Annotated in this window: 11 protein-coding genes and 1 tRNA gene; 3 read left to right on the top strand and 9 right to left on the bottom strand. The window is 70.1% G+C overall.

Annotated elements, in window-relative coordinates; genetic code table 11:
• Nucleotides 1–23: 23 nt before the first annotated feature.
• Nucleotides 24–1,517 carry a hypothetical protein gene (locus OG223_RS45225; RefSeq protein WP_329262343.1) on the bottom strand — a complete coding sequence of 498 codons (1,494 nt, stop codon included), beginning with the start codon at nucleotides 1,515–1,517 and terminating at the stop codon, nucleotides 24–26.
• A 1,069-nt stretch (nucleotides 1,518–2,586) separates the two neighbouring features.
• Nucleotides 2,587–3,249: an NUDIX domain-containing protein gene (locus tag OG223_RS45220; RefSeq protein WP_329262339.1), complete on the bottom strand. Its 663-nt coding sequence runs from the start codon at nucleotides 3,247–3,249 to the stop codon at nucleotides 2,587–2,589.
• Between the two features lie 165 nt (nucleotides 3,250–3,414).
• Between OG223_RS45220 and OG223_RS45215 the strand changes: the two genes are divergently transcribed.
• Complete coding sequence (locus OG223_RS45215) at nucleotides 3,415–4,542, top strand: DUF5954 family protein (RefSeq protein WP_329262336.1); 1,128 nt, start codon at nucleotides 3,415–3,417, stop codon at nucleotides 4,540–4,542.
• Nucleotides 4,543–4,592: 50 nt separating this feature from the next.
• On the opposite strand, the gene OG223_RS45210 is transcribed toward OG223_RS45215, so the two are convergent.
• The 7 genes from OG223_RS45210 to OG223_RS45180 form a co-directional block, all read right to left on the bottom strand.
• Entirely contained in the window at nucleotides 4,593–5,201 is a 609-nt protein-coding gene (locus OG223_RS45210) for a DUF305 domain-containing protein (RefSeq protein WP_329262333.1), read from the bottom strand.
• A gap of 68 nt (nucleotides 5,202–5,269) precedes the next feature.
• Entirely contained in the window at nucleotides 5,270–5,683 is a 414-nt protein-coding gene (locus OG223_RS45205; RefSeq protein WP_329262330.1) for a DUF6153 family protein, read from the bottom strand.
• A 49-nt stretch (nucleotides 5,684–5,732) separates the two neighbouring features.
• Nucleotides 5,733–6,380: a hypothetical protein gene (locus OG223_RS45200; protein ID WP_329262328.1), complete on the bottom strand. Its 648-nt coding sequence runs from the start codon at nucleotides 6,378–6,380 to the stop codon at nucleotides 5,733–5,735.
• A gap of 125 nt (nucleotides 6,381–6,505) precedes the next feature.
• Nucleotides 6,506–8,479, bottom strand: a complete 1,974-nt coding sequence (locus tag OG223_RS45195; RefSeq protein ID WP_329262325.1) for a galactose-binding domain-containing protein — start codon at nucleotides 8,477–8,479, stop codon at nucleotides 6,506–6,508.
• A gap of 65 nt (nucleotides 8,480–8,544) precedes the next feature.
• Nucleotides 8,545–12,102 carry a choice-of-anchor D domain-containing protein gene (locus OG223_RS45190; protein WP_329262322.1) on the bottom strand — a complete coding sequence of 1,186 codons (3,558 nt, stop codon included), beginning with the start codon at nucleotides 12,100–12,102 and terminating at the stop codon, nucleotides 8,545–8,547.
• Nucleotides 12,103–12,346: 244 nt separating this feature from the next.
• The gene (locus tag OG223_RS45185) at nucleotides 12,347–15,442 is read right to left on the bottom strand and encodes a discoidin domain-containing protein (protein WP_329262319.1); all 3,096 of its coding nucleotides are present in this window, start codon (nucleotides 15,440–15,442) and stop codon (nucleotides 12,347–12,349) included.
• A gap of 232 nt (nucleotides 15,443–15,674) precedes the next feature.
• A tRNA-Pro gene (locus tag OG223_RS45180) sits at nucleotides 15,675–15,748 on the bottom strand.
• A 100-nt stretch (nucleotides 15,749–15,848) separates the two neighbouring features.
• Here OG223_RS45180 and OG223_RS45175 point away from each other — a divergent pair.
• The gene (locus OG223_RS45175; protein WP_329262316.1) at nucleotides 15,849–16,382 is read left to right on the top strand and encodes a DUF309 domain-containing protein; all 534 of its coding nucleotides are present in this window, start codon (nucleotides 15,849–15,851) and stop codon (nucleotides 16,380–16,382) included.
• A 78-nt stretch (nucleotides 16,383–16,460) separates the two neighbouring features.
• Nucleotides 16,461–17,234 (top strand): precorrin-6A synthase (deacetylating), encoded by a 774-nt coding sequence (gene cobF, locus OG223_RS45170; protein WP_329262314.1) that lies wholly within the window; start codon nucleotides 16,461–16,463, stop codon nucleotides 17,232–17,234.
• Nucleotides 17,235–17,290: the final 56 nt, after the last annotated feature.

Below are 17,290 nucleotides of genomic sequence, written 5' to 3'. Positions count from 1 at the left end.
TCTCCTCGGAGCGCGGCGGTGGTTCAGAGCAGGGGGGTGGCGAAGGCCAGCGGGCAGGGCGGTCCGTCCAGATCCCAGGACGGGGCGAGGGCCCTGGCGACGTCGGCGGCCGAGTCGGTGCCCGGGCGGAACGAGCCGTCGGCGGACAGCGCGGCCCACGCCCGGTCGGCGTAGCGCCGGGCAGCGGCGTCCGGTCGGCTCGAAGGATCGGGTCCGGTCACGGGGTCGGCCCTCGTCATCACCCGGACTCCGACGGCCCGCAACTGACGCAGCGCCGGCTCCCAGTCGCGGCCGCGCGGGCAGGTCGGGACGAGGTCGTGCTGCTGGGGCCGCCCGGGCGGCCTGCGGGCCACGATCAGCAGGACACGCCGTACGTTCCCCGCGGTGCCGTTCGGCGAGCTCGCGAGCGGCAGCACAGCATGGAGCGCGTCCTCCAGCGAGGACGCCAGGTCCTGCGCGCGCAGGGTGTGACCCCAGGTGGCGAGGGCCGCCGTCAGGACGGACGCCGGACCCGGCGGGACCGGGGGTTCGAGCAGCCGGGGCCGCGTGGTGTAGCTGTTCTCCTGGATCACATGGTCGTAGTGGCCGACCGCGCCGACCCGCAGGGTCGCTCCGGTCGGGCCGTGAGCGGCGAGCGCGGCGACCAACTCCCGGGCGAAGGCGAGGCGTTCCCCGGTCTCCGCCGGGTCCGCGCCGCTGAGTTCGACCGTGAGAAGGAGTTCCAGCCGGGGCGGCCGGACGATCCGGTGGGGCAGGCGGGTGAGCAGCGCGGGTACATCGACGGCGGCGCGCGGAGCCGGTACCGGTGCCGTCCCGGTGCGGGGGTCGACGAGGTCGATCTCGCCGGGTCCGCGCAGCACGAACGTGAGCGTGGAGTGGTCGAGCGCGCCGACGCCAGCCTGGTGCACGGCCAGGGTCGGGGCGCCGGTCCCGTCGGGAGCGGGGGTGCCGGCGAACACCGGTAAGTACAGCGGCTGTGCGACGCCGGGCCCGCCGTGCACGGTGACGCGAGCGGTCGCCGTCTCACCGCGCCGCAGCCGGCGACCGGCTGGAAACAGCACATGGTTCCGGGTACGCACGGCACCGGTCTCCCGGTCGGAACAGGCCAGAAGCAGGGTGTGGTCGGCGAGCAGCGGGGCGGTGCGCAGGACCTCCGTGACGGCTTCCTCGGTCGTGCCCTCCGCGGCCGTCGCGTCACCGCGGCCCAGTTCGGCCCGCGGGGTGTACACACCACGCACCGCGACCGCCGCCCGCTCCAGCAGGGCCCAGTCGGCACGGGGCGTCAGCAGCACGAGGGAGTGCTCGTAGGAGGGCGGGACGTACGCCTTGAGCCAGTGGAGAACGGCGGCGTCGAATTCACCGCGGGAGACCGGGGGTAAAGTGCCGATGCCGCCGGCGATTTGGAAACGACGGATATCCGGATGCGAGTCGAGGGCGGGAGCGAGGGAACGCCAATTCGCGCTTCCCGCATCGGCCTGTCGGGGTAATCCGCCTTCTCCCACGGTCACCTTGATCATGTTCACTTCGCCCGGCGTGAATTCGAGGAAGAGTAATTCCTTGACGCGGTGACCGAAGAGGTCGTCAAGAATGTCTTCGTACCCCTCGGGATGTTCCGCGGACCTCGGTCCCGCAATTCGACCGGAGGGCGTTCCCTGAGAAGCAGGGGGGCCGTCCGGTATCCGTTCCCCGGGTCTGGGCGGACCACCTCGCATCACCGCCGCGAGCCGCTCGCCCACGGCCCCGCCGGTCCGGGCCGACCGCCGCGCCGCCCCGGTGTCCCAGGTGTGCCCGGCCGCTTCGAGCCCCGATCGCGCCTGCTCGACGTCGTGCGCGGTCAACTCCCCCAGGACCGGGTCGTCGTACAACTGCCATCGGCACACTGGGCAGAACTCGTCTCCCCGCGCCGGATCTCCGCACACAGGACATGCCTGATCATTACGGGATTCCCCCATTGGATGACTCCCCCCGAAGCGAACAGTCGGCCGTATACGCCGAGCTGCCGCTCAACCCCCCGGACGCCGTGTCAGATCCCCACCCGAGCACGGTCGTCCGTCGGAGACTCTCGCCTCCGAGTGCCTCATGATGGCACAAACGGAGGCAGCGTGAACCCCTTTGGTGAGGAATTCCGAAACGATCATTCCGCTGCTCCACGAGCCCCTCAGTGGACGCAGACCGGAGGCCGGAGAACTCCCGTTCCCATCGATGGTGAACTCCCCTAGAAAGAGGTCGGATTCCCCGGAACTGCTCGGTGTCCGTGGTGGCTTCAGTTCCCTTACGAGGCACCGCGGCGCCCGGAGCCGCCCCCTCGCGCGTGCCACGAGGGGGCGGACGCGCGGCGCGCGGCACGCCGCTCGCCGACACCGTGTGCGGGGCCGACGATATCCGGTCGGTCGCGCGGACAAAGCCCCGCACTCCTCCGATCAAGTCACCGATCGGGCAAGGGAGTTCACCAGCGGGCGGTGGCCGGATTCCCCCCTGTCGGAGCACGGTGGACTTTTCGCGCCCTTGACGGAGCCGGATCCCGACATGCCACACGGAACAATCCGACACCCGTGGCGAAACCACGCCGTATTCGCGTGGAGCCGGCTACTTGGCGAACGGCCCGTCCAGGGCCGCCCATTGGAGCAGCATGATGGTCTTGGCGTCGGCGATCTCCCCGCTCCGGATCATCTCCAGGGCTCTGCGGAAGGGCAGTTCGAGGATCTCGATGTCCTCGCCCTCCTCCTGGAGGCCCCCGCCCTCGTGGGTGCGGGTCGAGGGGCCGTAGGAGGCGGCGTAGAAGCCGATGCGTTCGGTGACCGAGCCGGGGCTCATATAGACGTCGAAGACGTGCTCGACCGCGCCGACGGTGTGGCCGGTCTCCTCGACCACCTCGCGTCGTACGGCCTCCTCCGGGTGTTCGTCCTCGTCGTCGAGGAGTCCGCCCGGGGTCTCGACGAGCATGCCGTCGGGGTGGCCGTTGACGTACACGGGGAAGCGGAACTGGCGGGTGAGCAGGACCGTTTCGCGCTCGGCGTCGTAGAGGAGCAGGGTGGCGCCGTTGCCGCGGTCGTGGGTCTCGCGTTCCTGGGTGGTCCAGGTGCCGTCGGCGTGCCGGAAGTCGAAGGTCGTGGTGCGCTCGACGTACCAGTGGCTGGACAGCAGGGTCACGTCGCGGACCTTGACGCGGGGGTTGCCGGTCAGGTCGAGGCCGGTGCGGTGCAGGCCGGTGCGGCCCCGGCGGTCGGGGGTGTCGGCGCCGGCGGTCATCGGGCACCGGCCGGGCGGGAGGGGACGATCACGTTGTTCATGTCCGACGTCTATCACCCCGGGGCGCGCGACGCCTGGCCAAATCCTGTGCCTCGCGAGCCCAACTGGTGTGCCGGTTGCGTTGATTCGTCGCGTACCGTCCCCGCTCCCGGGCATGCTGGAGGCATGTCTGAGCACGGTGATCAGGTTCCCGGGTACCGGATGATCAGGATGGAGGCGCTGCCGGAGGCCCCGGCGGCGGCCCTCGCGGACGTGGAGGCGTGGCAGGCCCGCAAGGCCTATCCGAACGTCCTCGGCGGTGGTGGCGCGGTGTTCGGTGTGGCCGAGGAGCTGGAGACCGGCGGCTGGAAGATCGTCTCCTTCTTCTCCACCCCGTACCCGCAGGGCGCACGCGACACCATGGCCTCGACGTTCCGCGGACTGGCCCGGACCGCCGAGGACGCGGGCGACACGGCGACGCAGCGGGAGTGGCTGCGGGGTGCGGAGCGACTGGACTGGGAGGCCGTGGACGAAGTCACGGTGCTCGACCGCCGGTTCCGGGTCATCCGGGGGGATCAGTTCATCCGGATGGGGCCGACGGGACCGGAGCCGCCCCGGCCGTCCGACCCCGACCCGGCGAAGGTGGGGCACGGTTACGAGTACCGCGGCCGTACCACGGGGTTCGTGATCGATCCGTACACCCCGACGGGGATGTCCGAGGGCATCCTGCGGATGGAGCTGCTGTCGCTGGTCCACGCGCCGGGCACGACTCCCGCCGCCGTACGGCGGGACTCGCGGCGCGCGCTGAAGACGCATCCCGGGGGTGTGCTGCTGCCGGCGGAGTTCACGGCGGCCGAGTTCTCGGACGGTCACTGGGCGCCGACGCAGATGACGAAATCGAGCCCGCAGGGGTCGCGGGACGCGCTCACCAACTATCTGCGGGTGATGGCGCCGGTCATGGAGCAGCTCGACGAGGAGACGAAGGCGGAGTACGGGCGGCTGGCCGACCGGATCGACGCCGAGCGGTGCGACGAGATCGTGATCGACGGCTGCCGGACGCGGATCGTGCGTGTCGAACGGCTCGTGCGCGTCGGCCCCGACGGTCCCGAGGGCCCGCGCCCCTCCGACCCCGACCCCGAACTGCCCACCGCCGTCCAGGAGCAACAGCTCCGTGAGGAGGGTGTGTTCGACGGGGACCGGGTGCTGAGCGACGAGGAGATCGAGCAGCGGCGCATCGCGGAGGAACAGGCGAAGGAGTTCCTCCGGCTGTTCGAGGAGCAGCGGCGCAAGCGCGAGGCGGCGGAGGACTCCTGAGCCGGGGCCCGGCCGCGCGGTGCGCGGCCGGGCCTCGTTCAGTGACGGTGTCAGCTCTTGCCGAGCATCTTGTTCATCTGCTGGATCTCGGCACTCTGCGCCGTGATGACATCGGCGGCGAGCTTCGTGGCGGGCTGGTACGTGCCGTCCGCCTTCTCGGTCTTCGCCATGTCGACGGCGCCCTCGTGGTGTTCGACCATCATGGTGAGGAACATGGTGTCGAAGCCGGTGCCGGAGGCCTTCTCCAGCTTGCCCATGTCGGCGTCGCTCATCATGCCGGGCGTCGCGGTGGACATGCCGTGGTTCATGCCGGACATGTCCTCGGGGACCTGCTCGCCCCACGAGGTGAGCCAGCCGGACATGGTCTTGATCTCCGGGGCCTGTGCGCCCTCGATCTTCGTGGCAAGGCTCTTCACCTGCGCCGAGGAGGCGTGATCGGCGGCCAGCCCGGCCATCTCCACGGCCTGGCGGTGGTGCTGGATCATGTCCTTCGAGAAGGAGACGTCCGCGGCGTTGTGCCCGCCGGTAGCGGTAGCGGTACCGGTACCGCTGCTCGCCTTGTCGCCACCGTCGCTGCCGCACGCGGCGAGCGTGAGGGCGGCCACCGAGGCGGTGACGGCGAGGACGGTACGACGGACGAACCTGCGCTGTGCGGTCATGGTGGAACTCCTGGTGTGTGGATCCGTTCAGAGCATGCCGGTGCGCGCACGTCGGCGCGCGGGCCGCTCTAGATCCGCAGGAGTTGGAGTTCCGAGAGGGAGGGTGGGGCCCGGCCCCCGTCGGGACCGCTGCCCGCCCCGGACGTACGACCGTCCGGCACCTCGGCGCCGGCCGCCACATCGGGTTGCAGCACCGGAACCACGGCCGGGGCATGGGCGACGGACGCGGAGGCGCAGGTCGCGTCGGCGTGCGTCATGTGGCTGCCGCAGTCGCCCTGGTCGTGATCGCAGGCGTCCGGTGTCGACACCCGCTCGCCCGTCATCCCGGTCGTGGCCGTCATGGTGTGCCCGGGCGCGGGGTCGGGCATGAGGACGGGCCCGAGCCCGTGCATCCCGAGCAGGCCGAACAGCAGGGCGGCGACGAGCAGCACCGAGGACCGCACGCGAGGGTGCGGTCCTCCGGGCTGTTCGAGGCGGGCCATGGAGCCACCATACCCACCCTGGGTATCCGGCCGGGACCGGACTCCCCTTTCAGTGGCTCACCGCGGGGGCTTTCGCGCTGCGGTAGGTGGAGACGCCCAGGGCCAGCAGCCAGTAGCTGAGGATCGCGCCCATAAGGGCGGTGGTGCCCCAGCCGTTCGCGGCGTAGAAATGCGCGGGGGTGTTCCCGAAGAACAGGGACGGCACGAAGGCCAGGTTGATCCCGGCCAGGACATAGGCCGACCTGGCGGTCCAGCGCGGCAGCAGTCGGGTGCGGGAGACGGCGAAGCCCAGCGCGGTCAGGAAGAACGCCAGCATCAGCCGGGAGATCGACCCGTAGAGGATGTAGGTGCCGCTGACCTCGATCGTCGGGTCGATCGGACGGTCGGCGGCGATGACCGCGCCGGCCTCGAGACCCATGGAGACCAGCGTGATCGTCGTGTAGACGAGCCCCGCCGTGAAGGCCAGCGAACCGGCCCACTCGTACTCGGGGTTCACGCGCTTCACCAGGTCGCGGAACGCGGTCACGAAGACCAGCAGGAACGCCAGCGCGACGATCCCGATGAGCAGCCTGGCCAGTACGTTGGCGTCCGGCGGCGGCCCCGAGTAGACGAAGTACAGGGGCACTTGGACGATGAGAGCGACGGCGGCGGCGATGCCCGCACCGCCCGCCAGACGCCTGGCCGACATTTCGTTCATGGAGTCCCCCGGAGGTACGTGTGGTGGATTGGGTACGCCATGAATCCTGCCGCCGGCGACGCTCGCGGTCCCTGGGCCTGAACACCGGATCGGGGGTGGTTCTGACGACACCCCCGGCGGAGGGATCAGGCGCCGTAGACCTGGAACTCCGAGACCTGCCCGGCCGGCCAGCCGGTGTTGGCGGTGAAGTTGAGCCGTACGTAGCGGGTGGTGACCGTGGAGGGGAGCGTGAGGGTCGCGGTGTTGCCGGTCGCCGGGTCGAAGGTGTAGCCCGCCGCGGCGAGGAGTTGGGTGGCGGTGCCGGCGTCCGTGCCGCCCTGGACGGAGACGGTCTGTGTGCGGGTGGACCAGGCGGTGGCCGGGGGCAGGCGCAGGACGATCCGCTTGACGCCGGTGGCGGCGCCCAGATCGACCTGGACCCATTGCGGGAAGGCGTTGTTGGCGGACTCCCAGTAGGTGGTGGCGTCGCCGTCGGTCGCGTTGCCGGAGGCGTAGATCTGGGTGTGGCTGCTCTCCGAAGTCGGTTGGTGGAGGGCGAGGTTGGTGGTGCTGGACGGGGGGTCGGTGGTGACGGTGACCTGGTTGGAGGGCTGTGACACGTTGCCCGCCGCGTCGAGGGCGACGACGTCGAAGGTGTAGGCGGTGGACGCGCCAAGTCCGGTGACGGTGAAGGAGGTTGAGGCAGTGGTGCCCACTTGCGTGCCGGTCGAGCCGGACACCTGGAGGACGCGGTAGCCGGTCACGCCGACGTTGTCGGTCGACGTGTTCCAGGACAGCGAGACGGAGGTGGCGGTGTGTCCGGTGGCCGTCAGACCGCCCGGCGCGGACGGCGGCGTGGTGTCACCACCGGCGGGAACCACCGGCTGCGTAGGGCGAGTCGGGGTCAGCGCGAGCTGCCCCTTGAGCATGCGGCCGCCGTCGCCGGTCAGCCGCAGGTAGTAGTCGGAGGAGCAGGCGGTGCCGTCCTCGTCGAGGGCGAGGAACCCGGAGTCGGTGGGCACCCAGGCCTGGGTCTCGGCGGTCTTGGCGATCTGGTTGCCCTCGTTGAACTCGTCGAACATCGAGATGTAGATGCCCTGCACCCCGGCCCGCACCACGTTGTAGAACTGCCGCCACATGAAGTCGCCGTGCGCGCGCTGCCGGCCGGAGACGTCGCCGGGCAGGACGCAGGGCTGGTAGTCGATGCCGTTGGCGTTGCAGTCGGCCTGGTCGGGGACGGTGTACGTGGTGTAGGCGTTGTCGGCCTCGGTGACGTTGCCGATGGCGCCGACCATCCACGGCGAGATCATGTTGAAGGCGTGATAGACGCCGAGGAAGCCGGGCTGCGAGCCGCCGGTCCCGGTCCGCCATTCGCGCGGGACGCCTCCGACGACGTAACACCCCTGCCCCTTGAACCAGTTGACGACGTCGAGGCAGGCGTCGGGGGTGAAGGGATGGTTGGGGTCGTTGAAGCCGAACCCCCAAATGCAGACCACCGGCCTGCCGTTCTGCTTCGCGTACGCCGAACTCGCCGTGTGCGCCGACATCTTGGCCGTCCAGTCCGTCTTGATCTCGGACTGCATGTTCGTCCAGTTGGAGACGTCGTACATGATGTAGAACTTCCGGCCGTACGCTTCGGCGGCGCTACGCACCTTGGTCGCCATGGCGTCCCGCGTGGGGCCCTCGCCGCCGGTGGGGTTGAAGCGCTGCAGGGCGGCCGTGTCGATGCCGTTCTGCTGCAGCCACAGGAAGTGGGTGTCGACCGTCTGCTGGTCGTACGACGAGAACAGCTTGGCGGGCCGGCCGTTGCCGAGGGCGGCGTACGACGTCTGGTAGGTGTTGGTGTACTCGCGCACATCGGGCCAGCACTTGATGTTGGTGTTGTTCCGGGACGGCGGCTGACCCCAGTCCTGGCTCCAGTGCCACCAGCCGTTGACGGGCGCGCCGTCGCCGGCGCACGCGAACCAGCCCTGGTAGCCGACGGTGACCTTGCCGACGACGTCGCCCGGCGAACCGACCGCCGACGCGGCCGGGGCGAGTACGGTCTCGGTCGCTCCCGCGGCTCCCACCGCGGTGGCCGCGATCGCGGCCCTCAAGAAGACTCTTCGGGTGACACCCATCTCGACTCCTTTCGGTGATCGGTGCCGCCGGGCGCGCCCGCGCCCGGCGGCACCGTCGGGGCGGGTCAGGTGTTCCAGACCTGGAACTCCGAGATCTGGCCGGCCGGCCAGCCGTTGTTCGCCGTGATGTTCACCCGGAGGTAGCGCTGGGTGCTCGCGGTGAAGGTGAGGGTGACCGTGTTGTTGGTGGTGGGGTCGAAGGCGTACGTCGCCGACGACTTGAGGGTGGTGAAGGTGGCACCGTCGGTGCTGCCCGACAGGGACAGCGTCTGGTTGCGGGCACCCCAGGTCGCGGGGAGCTGGAGGACGACGCGGCTCGCGCTCTGCGCGGAACCGAGGTCGACCTGGACCCACTGCGGGAAAGCGTTGTTGGCGCTCTCCCAGTAGGTGCCCTGGTTGCCGTCCGTCACGTTCGACGACCCGTACACGTCGGTGTGGCTGGACTCGGTGGTGGCCGCGCCCGCTGCCAGGTTCCGGCTCACCGTGCCGGCGCCGATGCCGGTCAGCGGAACCGTCGTTGTGCCGTTCGACGCGTTGCTGGCGATGCTGAGATCACCGGCGCGGGTGCCGGACGCGGTGGGCGTGAACGTGACGTTGACCGTGCAGGAGGCGTTGGCCGCGATCGACGTCCCGCAGGTGTTGGTCTGCGCGAAGTCGCCCGTGGTGGTGATGCCGGAGACGGTCGCGGCCGCGGTGCCGGTGTTGGTGACCGTGACGGCCTGCGCGCTGCTGCTGGTGTTGAGCGCCTGAGTGGGATACGTCAACGAGGCCGGGCTGGCCGACAGGGTCGCCGGCGAGGAGCCGCCGCCGCTGGGGAACACCTCGAAGTCCGACAACTGGGCAGCGTTCCAGCCCGAGTTGGCGGTGATGTTCACCCGCACGTATCTCGCCGTGGCGGCGCTGAACGTGACGGTCACCGTGTTGCCGGTGCTCGGGTCGAAGGTGTACCCGGCCGAGGCCTTGACCGTGGAGAAGCTGGAGCCGTCCGTGGACCCCTGCACCGACAGGGTCTGTGTGCGGGTCGACCACGCCGTCGCCGGCGGGAGCTTGAGCACGACCTTGCCGACGCTGTAGTTCTGCCCGAGGTCGACCTGGGCCCACTGCGGGAACGCACCGAGCGTGCCCTCCCAGTACGTGGACGCGTCCGTGTCGGTGAGGTTCGAGGCGACGTACGGACTGCTGCCCGAACTGGCCGTCGCGGGGCGCCCGGCGGCGATGTTGGTGGTGCTGTCGATGCCGGTGCCGGTCAGGGCGACGACGGTCGGGCTGTTGTTGGCGTTGCTGGTGACGGTCAGGTTGCCCGCGCGCGCTCCGCCCGTGGTGGGCTTGAAGCCGACGGTCACCGTGCAGGACGCGCCGACCGCGAGGGTGGAGCAGGTGTTGGTCTGGCTGAAGTCACCGGTCGCCGCGACGCCGGAGACGGTCGCCGACGCGGTGCCCGAGTTCGTCACGGTCACCGTCTGCGCGGTCGCCGACGACCCGACCACCGTGGCGGCGAAGGCCAGACTCCCCGGATCGGTGTTCAGCACGGGCCCCGGCGCGGTGCCGGTACCGGACAGCGTGACCGTGTTGGTGACCCCGCCCGCGTTGACGGACAGCGATCCGCTACGGCTGCCGGTGGCGGTCGGCGCGAACTTCACGCTGACGGTGCAGGAGCCGTTCGCGGCGATCGACGAACCGCAGGTGTTGGTCTGGGCGTAGTCGCCGCTGGTGGAGATCGAGGAGACGGACGCGGCGGTGCTGGTCGGGTTGGAGACCGTCACGGTCTGCGCGGCGCTCGTCGAACCGGTCGCCACGGAACCGAAGTTGAGCGCGCCGGGGGTGGCCGTCACGCCTTCGGACGGGTAGGGCGGATACACCGGAGCCGGCCAGCCGCCGCAGTAAGGCGTGCCGCTGATACCGGAGTTGCCGCCGCCGTCGGTGATGACGAAGTTGCCGCCCGAGCAGTTGTACACGGGGTTGGAGTAACCGACGCCGGTCGCCGTGACGTTGGTGAACTTGGCGGCGCCGCCGGTCTGTTCCTGGAGGGCGAAGGTGCCGGTGCCGGCGATCGTCACGTTGTTGAGGTTGACGCCGCTGATGGTGCCCTCGACCCACTGGACCGCTTCGTAAGGGCTCTGTTGGATCAGTGCGTTGGTCACGTTGATGGGGCCGGTGATCGCGCCCTGGCTGCCGTCGAACCACAACGCGCCCACGCCGAACTGCCAGTTGGGGTCGAGGCTGCCGGCCCGGACCATGGTGTTGTCGGAGATCGTGGTGGTGCCGACCGGCGTCGAGGTGAAGCGCTGGCCCACGTGGATGCCGCCGCCCTGGGCGATGCCGGTGTCCACCACGCGGTTGCCGCTCACGGTGTTGTCGTGGCCGCCGTAGATCGCGATGGCGTTGGCGAGGATCTGCAGGGACACGGTGTTGTTGGAGATCGTGTCGTTGGCGTCGGCTCCGAGGGCGGAGTCCGCCCAGGTGGCGATGCCGTCGTCGCCGGTGTTGCGGATCTCGCTGTTGGTCACCTTCGAGTTGGTGACGCCGCCGTGGAAGTTGATGCCGTCGGCGGTGGTGTCACGGATGCGCATGCCGGTGAATGTCAGGCCGTCCATCGGCCCGTCCATCCAGGCGCCGACCTTCAGGTGGTCGATCCACAGGTTGGAGACGGTCGAGTCGCTCATCGCGCCGCCGACTCCGTTGACCTGCGCGCTGTCGTCGCGTTCCTGCACATTGCCGAAGATCGCGAAGTTCTGCAGGCGCACGCCGGTGCTCGCGTTGGGCGCGGAGTTGCCGTAGAAGCCGGGGGCCGTGCCGGTGACGGTGGAGTACCACATGCCGGCGCCGGCGATCGTGACGTTGTTGACGCTGATGTGGCCGGGGATGTTGAAGGTGCCCGGCGGGATCCACACGGTGCCGCCGGGGCCCGCCGAGCTGATCGCGGCGTTGAAGGCGCTGGTCGAGTCGGCCGCGCCGGTCGCGTCGGCGCCCTTGCTGGTGACCGACACGGACCCAGAGGGTGCGGTCAGCGCGGCGCCGACCTGCTCGAAGTCGGCGAAGTCGAGCGTGTACGAGGAGGCGGTGTCCCCCGCGTCGACCTGGAGCTTGAAGGTCGTGCCCGCCGGATAGGTGGTGGAGAACAGGCGGTGGGCCTCGTCGTAGAAGTGATGCGGGTTGCTGCCCGGTGTGTTGGTGAAGGGGTAGCTGCCGTAGTACCAGCTATAGGCGTTGGTCAGGGTGAAGTCGGGCTGCTTGACTCCGTTGACGTACAGCGACAGCGCGGCGGTGTAGACCGAGCCGCCCGAGGTGTCGGGGATGCTGTAGCGGAAGTTGATCGAGTTGGTCGCCACCGGCGTGGTGAACGTGACGTACTTGCCGGTGCCCTGGAGGGTCGTCGCCTTGCGGTACGACGCCTCGTCGGCCAATTGGCCGGCGGTGTAACTCGGGCCGATGTTCGTGCCGTTGGTGTCGGAGTTCTCCGCCTGCACCTCGACGTAGGGCAGGCTCGCGCCGCTGCCGCCGGTGGCGGTGGACGCCGCCAGGGCGGGCGGGGCCGCCAGCGCGAAGACGCCTGCGGCGGCCACCATCGCGGTGCTGACCGCGCAGACGAGGGCTCGTCTCAGATCTCGGATGGAATGGAACACGTGCCACTCCTTCAGTAACGAAATGTCGGAACTATTCCGTTGGCACCGCCGGAGAGGGAGGGGAGACAGGGGGTGGCGACGATGCAAGGGGGACCGTAATATCCTTGGCATGATCACGCAATAACTAGACAGGGCATTGCAACAAACAAAAATGAGGCCTGCAAGATCTCAATTGCCCGCGCACATGACGATGCCGCCGGACGGGGTGTCCGGCGGCATCGTGGGATGGGTGGGGCAGGTGGGGTCAGGCGGCCCAGATCTGGAACTCGGAGACCTGGCCCGCGGGCCAGCCGTTGTTGGCGGTGACGGTGACGCGGTAGTAGCGCTGCGCGGTGGCGGGGAAGGTGAGCGTGACGGTGTTCCTGGTGCTCGGGTCGAAGGTGTAGGCGGCCGAGGACTTCAGGGTGGTGAAGGTGGTGCCGTCGGTACTGCCGCCGAGGGTCAGGGTCTGGGTGCGGGCGCCCCACGCGGCGGGCAGTTGCAGCACCGCACGGGAGGCGCTCCGGGCCGCGCCGAGATCGACCTGGACCCACTGCGGGAACGTGTTGTTGGCGCTCTCCCAGTAGGAGCCCTGGTTGCCGTCCGTGACGTTCGACGACGGGTACACGTCGGTGTGGCTCGACTCGCCGGTGGGCCTGCCGGCGGCGAGATTCGTGCCGGTGCCGGTCGTGCCGGTGCCCGAAAGGGCCACCGTGGTGGGGCTGTTGGACTGGTCGCCGGTCAGGGTGAGGGTGCCGGTGCGGGCGCCGGAGGCGGTGGGTGTGAAGGTGACGGCGACCGTGCAGTGCGCGCCGGCGGCCAGCGACGTACCGCAGGTGTTGGTCTGCGCGAAGTCACCACCGGCGGCGACTCCGGTGAACGAGGCAGTGGCGGTACCGGAGTTGGTGACGGTGACGGTCTGTGCGGGGCTGGTCGTGTTCACCGCCTGGTCGGAGAAGGTCAACGAGCCCGGAGATACGGCCAAGTCGGCCGACGGCGAGCCGCTCCCGGCCGTGAACCCAAGGGAGTTGATGTTCCAGCCGCCGCTGTCCTGATCGAGTGTCAGAACCTGCCGGCCCGCGGGCAATGTCACGTGGGTGGTGGCGGTGCCCCAGGTCTGCCAGTCGCCGGTGGCGGGCAGGTCGACGGCTCCGGTGAGGTTGGTGCCGGAGGCGTCCGACAGGTGCAGCGCGCCCGGCACCGCGGACGGGGCCGCGATGCGCAGGTCTAGCGTGTAGGTGCCGGCCGCGGCGACGTCGACCGTGTAGCGGAACCACTGTCCGGCGCCGGTCCAGCCCAGGTTGTAACCGCCGCCGGTGTCCGAGGTGTTGTCCAGGTCGACGCCGTCGGCGCGGTAGGAGTTGGCGTTGCCGTTGACGGAGGTGACGTTGTACGCGATCCCCTGGCCGCCGGTGTCGTAGTTCTCCGCCTGCACCGTGCCGGGCACGGCTGCCGGGGTGCCGCCGTAGGGGCCCTCGGGTGCGGGCGGCGGCCAGTGGTTGTCGCTCAACGTGGCGACGAATCCGGTGGAGTTGTTGACGAAGGGCGAGGTGCCGGGGTCGAGTGCGGTGACCGTGTTGCCGGTGATCGTCGCGGAGCCGGTGGGCGCCGGGTAGAACGGCGGCGAGATCGAAATGCCGTTGCGGCCGGGGCTGTTGACGGTGTTGTCCTGGAGCAGGGTGTTGGTCGAGGTGGAGAAGGCGATCCCGTCGTAGAGGGAGTCGGTGACGGTGTTGCCGGTCACCGTGACCTTGTCGACCGTCCCGACGTTCTGTCCGTCGCCGCCGTTGCCGATGTGCAGGGCGGGCTGGCCCTGGCTGTAGGCGTTGCCGCCGGAGCGGACCACGGTGTTGCCGGTCACGGTCGCGGACAGCAGGTCGCTGCCGTTGACACCGAAGCGCCCGGCACCCAGACCGATGTAACGGGCCGTGTCGGCGATGTAGTTGTCCTCGACCAGGTGGCCGCTGCCACCGTAGATCCCGACGCCCTTGCCGCCCCAGGGTGCGATCGAGGTGTTGTGGCTGACGGTGACGTCGGTCATCGGGTGGTAGAAGGTCTGGGAACCGTCGCCGTTGGTGTTGTAGTTCACCGAGTTGACGGCGATCGCGTCGTCGCCGGTGCCGCGCACGAAGTTGTCGGTGACCGTCAGGTCGTTGCCGGTGTCGGCGCCCAGCGAGACGTTGTTGACGTTGATCCCGTCCGCCCAGATCGACGTCAGCCTGCTGTTCCGCACCGTGCCGCCGGTGCCGGAGGCCCAGAAGCCCGACATGGTGTGCTGGGTCCAGATGCCCTCGGCCAGCCAGTCGGTGCCGGTGGTGTCCATCGCGCCGCCGTCCCCGCCGATGGTGCTCCGGCTGACGGCGTTGGCGTCGATGTGGAAGTCACGCACCGTGCAGGAGGTCAGGTCGAACAGGGCTGCCAGCGGTGTGGAGTTGGGGACCGGGACGTCGCGGTAGACCGTGCTGTACCAGAGCCCCGCGCCCGCGATGGTGATCCCCTGCGCGTTCAGTCCCGCGGTGCCCTTCACATAGAAGGTGCCCTGCGGGATCCACAGGATCCTGCCCTGCGACCGGGCCTGGTCGATGCAGGTCTGGATGGCGGCCCGGCTGTCCACCGCCTGGTTGTCGGCCGCGCCGTTGGTCGGGGTGTTGTCCGCCACCGCGCCGCAACTCGTGATCGAGATCGAGTTCGCGGGCTGTGTCCGCGGCGCCGGCGGGTTCTCCACGTCGACGGAGTCCACGTCGTAGAAGGACGCGCTGTTGGCGGAGTCCTTGCGCAGGGAGAACGTGGCGCCCGCCGGGATCGGGGCCCCGGTGACGAAGGTGTGCGACTCGTCCCAGAAGACCCTGGGGTCGCCGTCGGCCGGGTTCTGGTCGTCGCTCGTGTTGTAGTTGCCGTTGCCCTCGTACACCCAGCTCTGCTTCGAGTTGAGGTTCAGGGCCTGCCGGAACACCCCGTCGACGTACAGGTCCAGCGTCCCGGTGACACCGCCTCCGGACGCCGAATCGGGAATGCTCGCACGGATGTTGAGGAAGGAGATCGGCTGCCCGGTGGTGTTCGTCCACTGCACCGACTGGCCCGTGCCGTCCAGGTGGACGTAGGAGTGACCCGACGCCTCCAGGGCGGCGCTCGAGTACTGCGTCGTCGGCGCCGAGGTCAGCGACCGGACGGCCGTGCCTCCGCCCGGCGTTCCGCCCTCGGCCTCGTAGACCGAGAAGGGCGTCGTCGCGCCCACCGCCACCTGCGCCTTGGACGGCGGCGCCCCCTGCAGGGCGGCGGCCGGTAAGGCGGACACGCACAGCGCGCCGACCGCGGCGACGACGGTCACCGCCAGTCGCCGGGGTCTGGGGATCGTCAGCATCTGATGCTCCTTCAGGGAGTGGGGGAACCGGCGCCCCGACCGTACAGAGACCGAATCGACCCCGCTAGATTCCGACGAAGCAAAGAATTAATTGCGCAAGCCACTGCAAGTTTCTTGCTGGAATGCGCAAATCTCGAATAGGCCGTACTCCCCGGCCGCCTGGTCCCCAACATGACGAAGAGGCGGCCTCGGATTTCTCCGAAACCGCCCCTTCACCTGCGACTCTGTCGAGTCGGGACGACAGGATTTGAACCTGCGACCCCTTGACCCCCAGTCAAGTGCGCTACCAAGCTGCGCCACGTCCCGCTGCGCTTCCCACGGAGAACCGTGTTGATCGCGCGAACAGCACTTTACCCCACACCCGGGGGTGCGCCGAAGCCGGTGCCGGGCGCGGGACAATCGTCGTATGGGCGACACAACCGCAGGTGCGACCTCGGACGGTACGGCCGGCGCGCGGGACCGGGACGGTGAGGGGCGGGCGCGCAATGCCCGGCCGCGGGACGGGCTCGGGCGACCGCTGCCCTACGACGCGGACGGCGTGGCACGGCAGCCCGAGGGGGTCGTGCGCGCGCCGGAGGACACCGTCGTCGAGGCGCAGGCGCTGCTCGACGAGGGGAAACCGTTCCACGCGCACGAAGTCTTCGAGGACGCCTGGAAGTCGGGGCCGGACGAGGAAAACGGCCTGTGGCGCGGGCTCGCCCAGCTCGCGGTGGGGCTCACCCACGCGGCCCGGGGCAATGTCACCGGCGGGGCCCGGCTGCTGCGGCGCGGGGCCGGGGGCGTCGAGGAGTGGGCGGCCCGGTCGGGGCGGGAGCGGCCGTACGGGATGGATCTCGCGGGGGTCGCCGCGTGGGCGCGGGGGCTCGCGGACGACGTGGAGCGGGGCGGCGGGAGCGTCGACGCGCGGGATCGGGCGCCCCGGCTGCGAGGGATGTCGTAGCCGGGCCGTCTCGCGGGACGCCGTGGCCGGGCCGGTGCGGTGTACGGACCGTCAGTGGCGTGGGGCAGACTCGGGGGCGTGCGAAAGATTCATGTCATCGGTATCGGCGCGGGCGACCCCGAGCAGCTCACCCTCCAGGCGGTCAGGGTGCTGCGGAGCACGGACGTGTTCTTCCTCCTCGACAAGGGCGAGGTGAAGTCCGACCTCACCGGGCTCCGCCGGGACATGCTCGACGCGCACCTACCCGAGGGCACGTACCGCCTGGTCGAGGCGCGCGACCCGGAGCGGGACCGGAAGGCCGGGGGTGCCGCGTACTCCCCGGCGGTCGGGGACTGGCGCAGCGCCCGCGCGGACATCTACGAGCGGCTCATCGTCGAGGAGTTGGGCGAGGAGGAGAGCGGCGCGTTCCTGGTGTGGGGCGATCCTTCGCTGTACGACAGCACGCTCGGCATCCTGGAGGAGATCCTGGCGCGGGGCGCGGTGACGTTCGAGTACGACGTGGTGCCCGGCATCAGCAGTGTCTCGGCGCTCGTCGCCCGGCACCGCACGGGACTGAACCGGGTGGCCGGGCCGGTGCAGATCACCACGGGCCGGCGGCTGTCCGAGGGGTTCCCGGAGGGGGTGGACGACGTGGTCGTGATGCTCGACGCGCGGCAGACCTTCCGGCAGTACGCCGACCAGGACATCGACATCTACTGGGGTGCCTACATCGGCACCCCGGACGAGATCCTCGCCTCCGGTCCGATAGCCGAGGCCGCCCCGCGCATCGAGCGGCTGCGCGCGGAGGCCCGGGAGCGCAAGGGCTGGATCATGGACACGTATCTGCTGCGCCGGCACCCGGCAGCGGAATAGCGCACGCGCAGGCACCCGAGCGGACCCGCCCACTGTGCACGGAGGGTCCACCGGTG

It is taken from the genome of Streptomyces sp. NBC_01478 (assembly GCF_036227225.1).
Taxonomy (GTDB): domain Bacteria; phylum Actinomycetota; class Actinomycetes; order Streptomycetales; family Streptomycetaceae; genus Streptomyces.
Note: the sequence above shows the minus strand (reverse complement) of the source record. Positions and strands in the feature narration are given on the sequence as shown.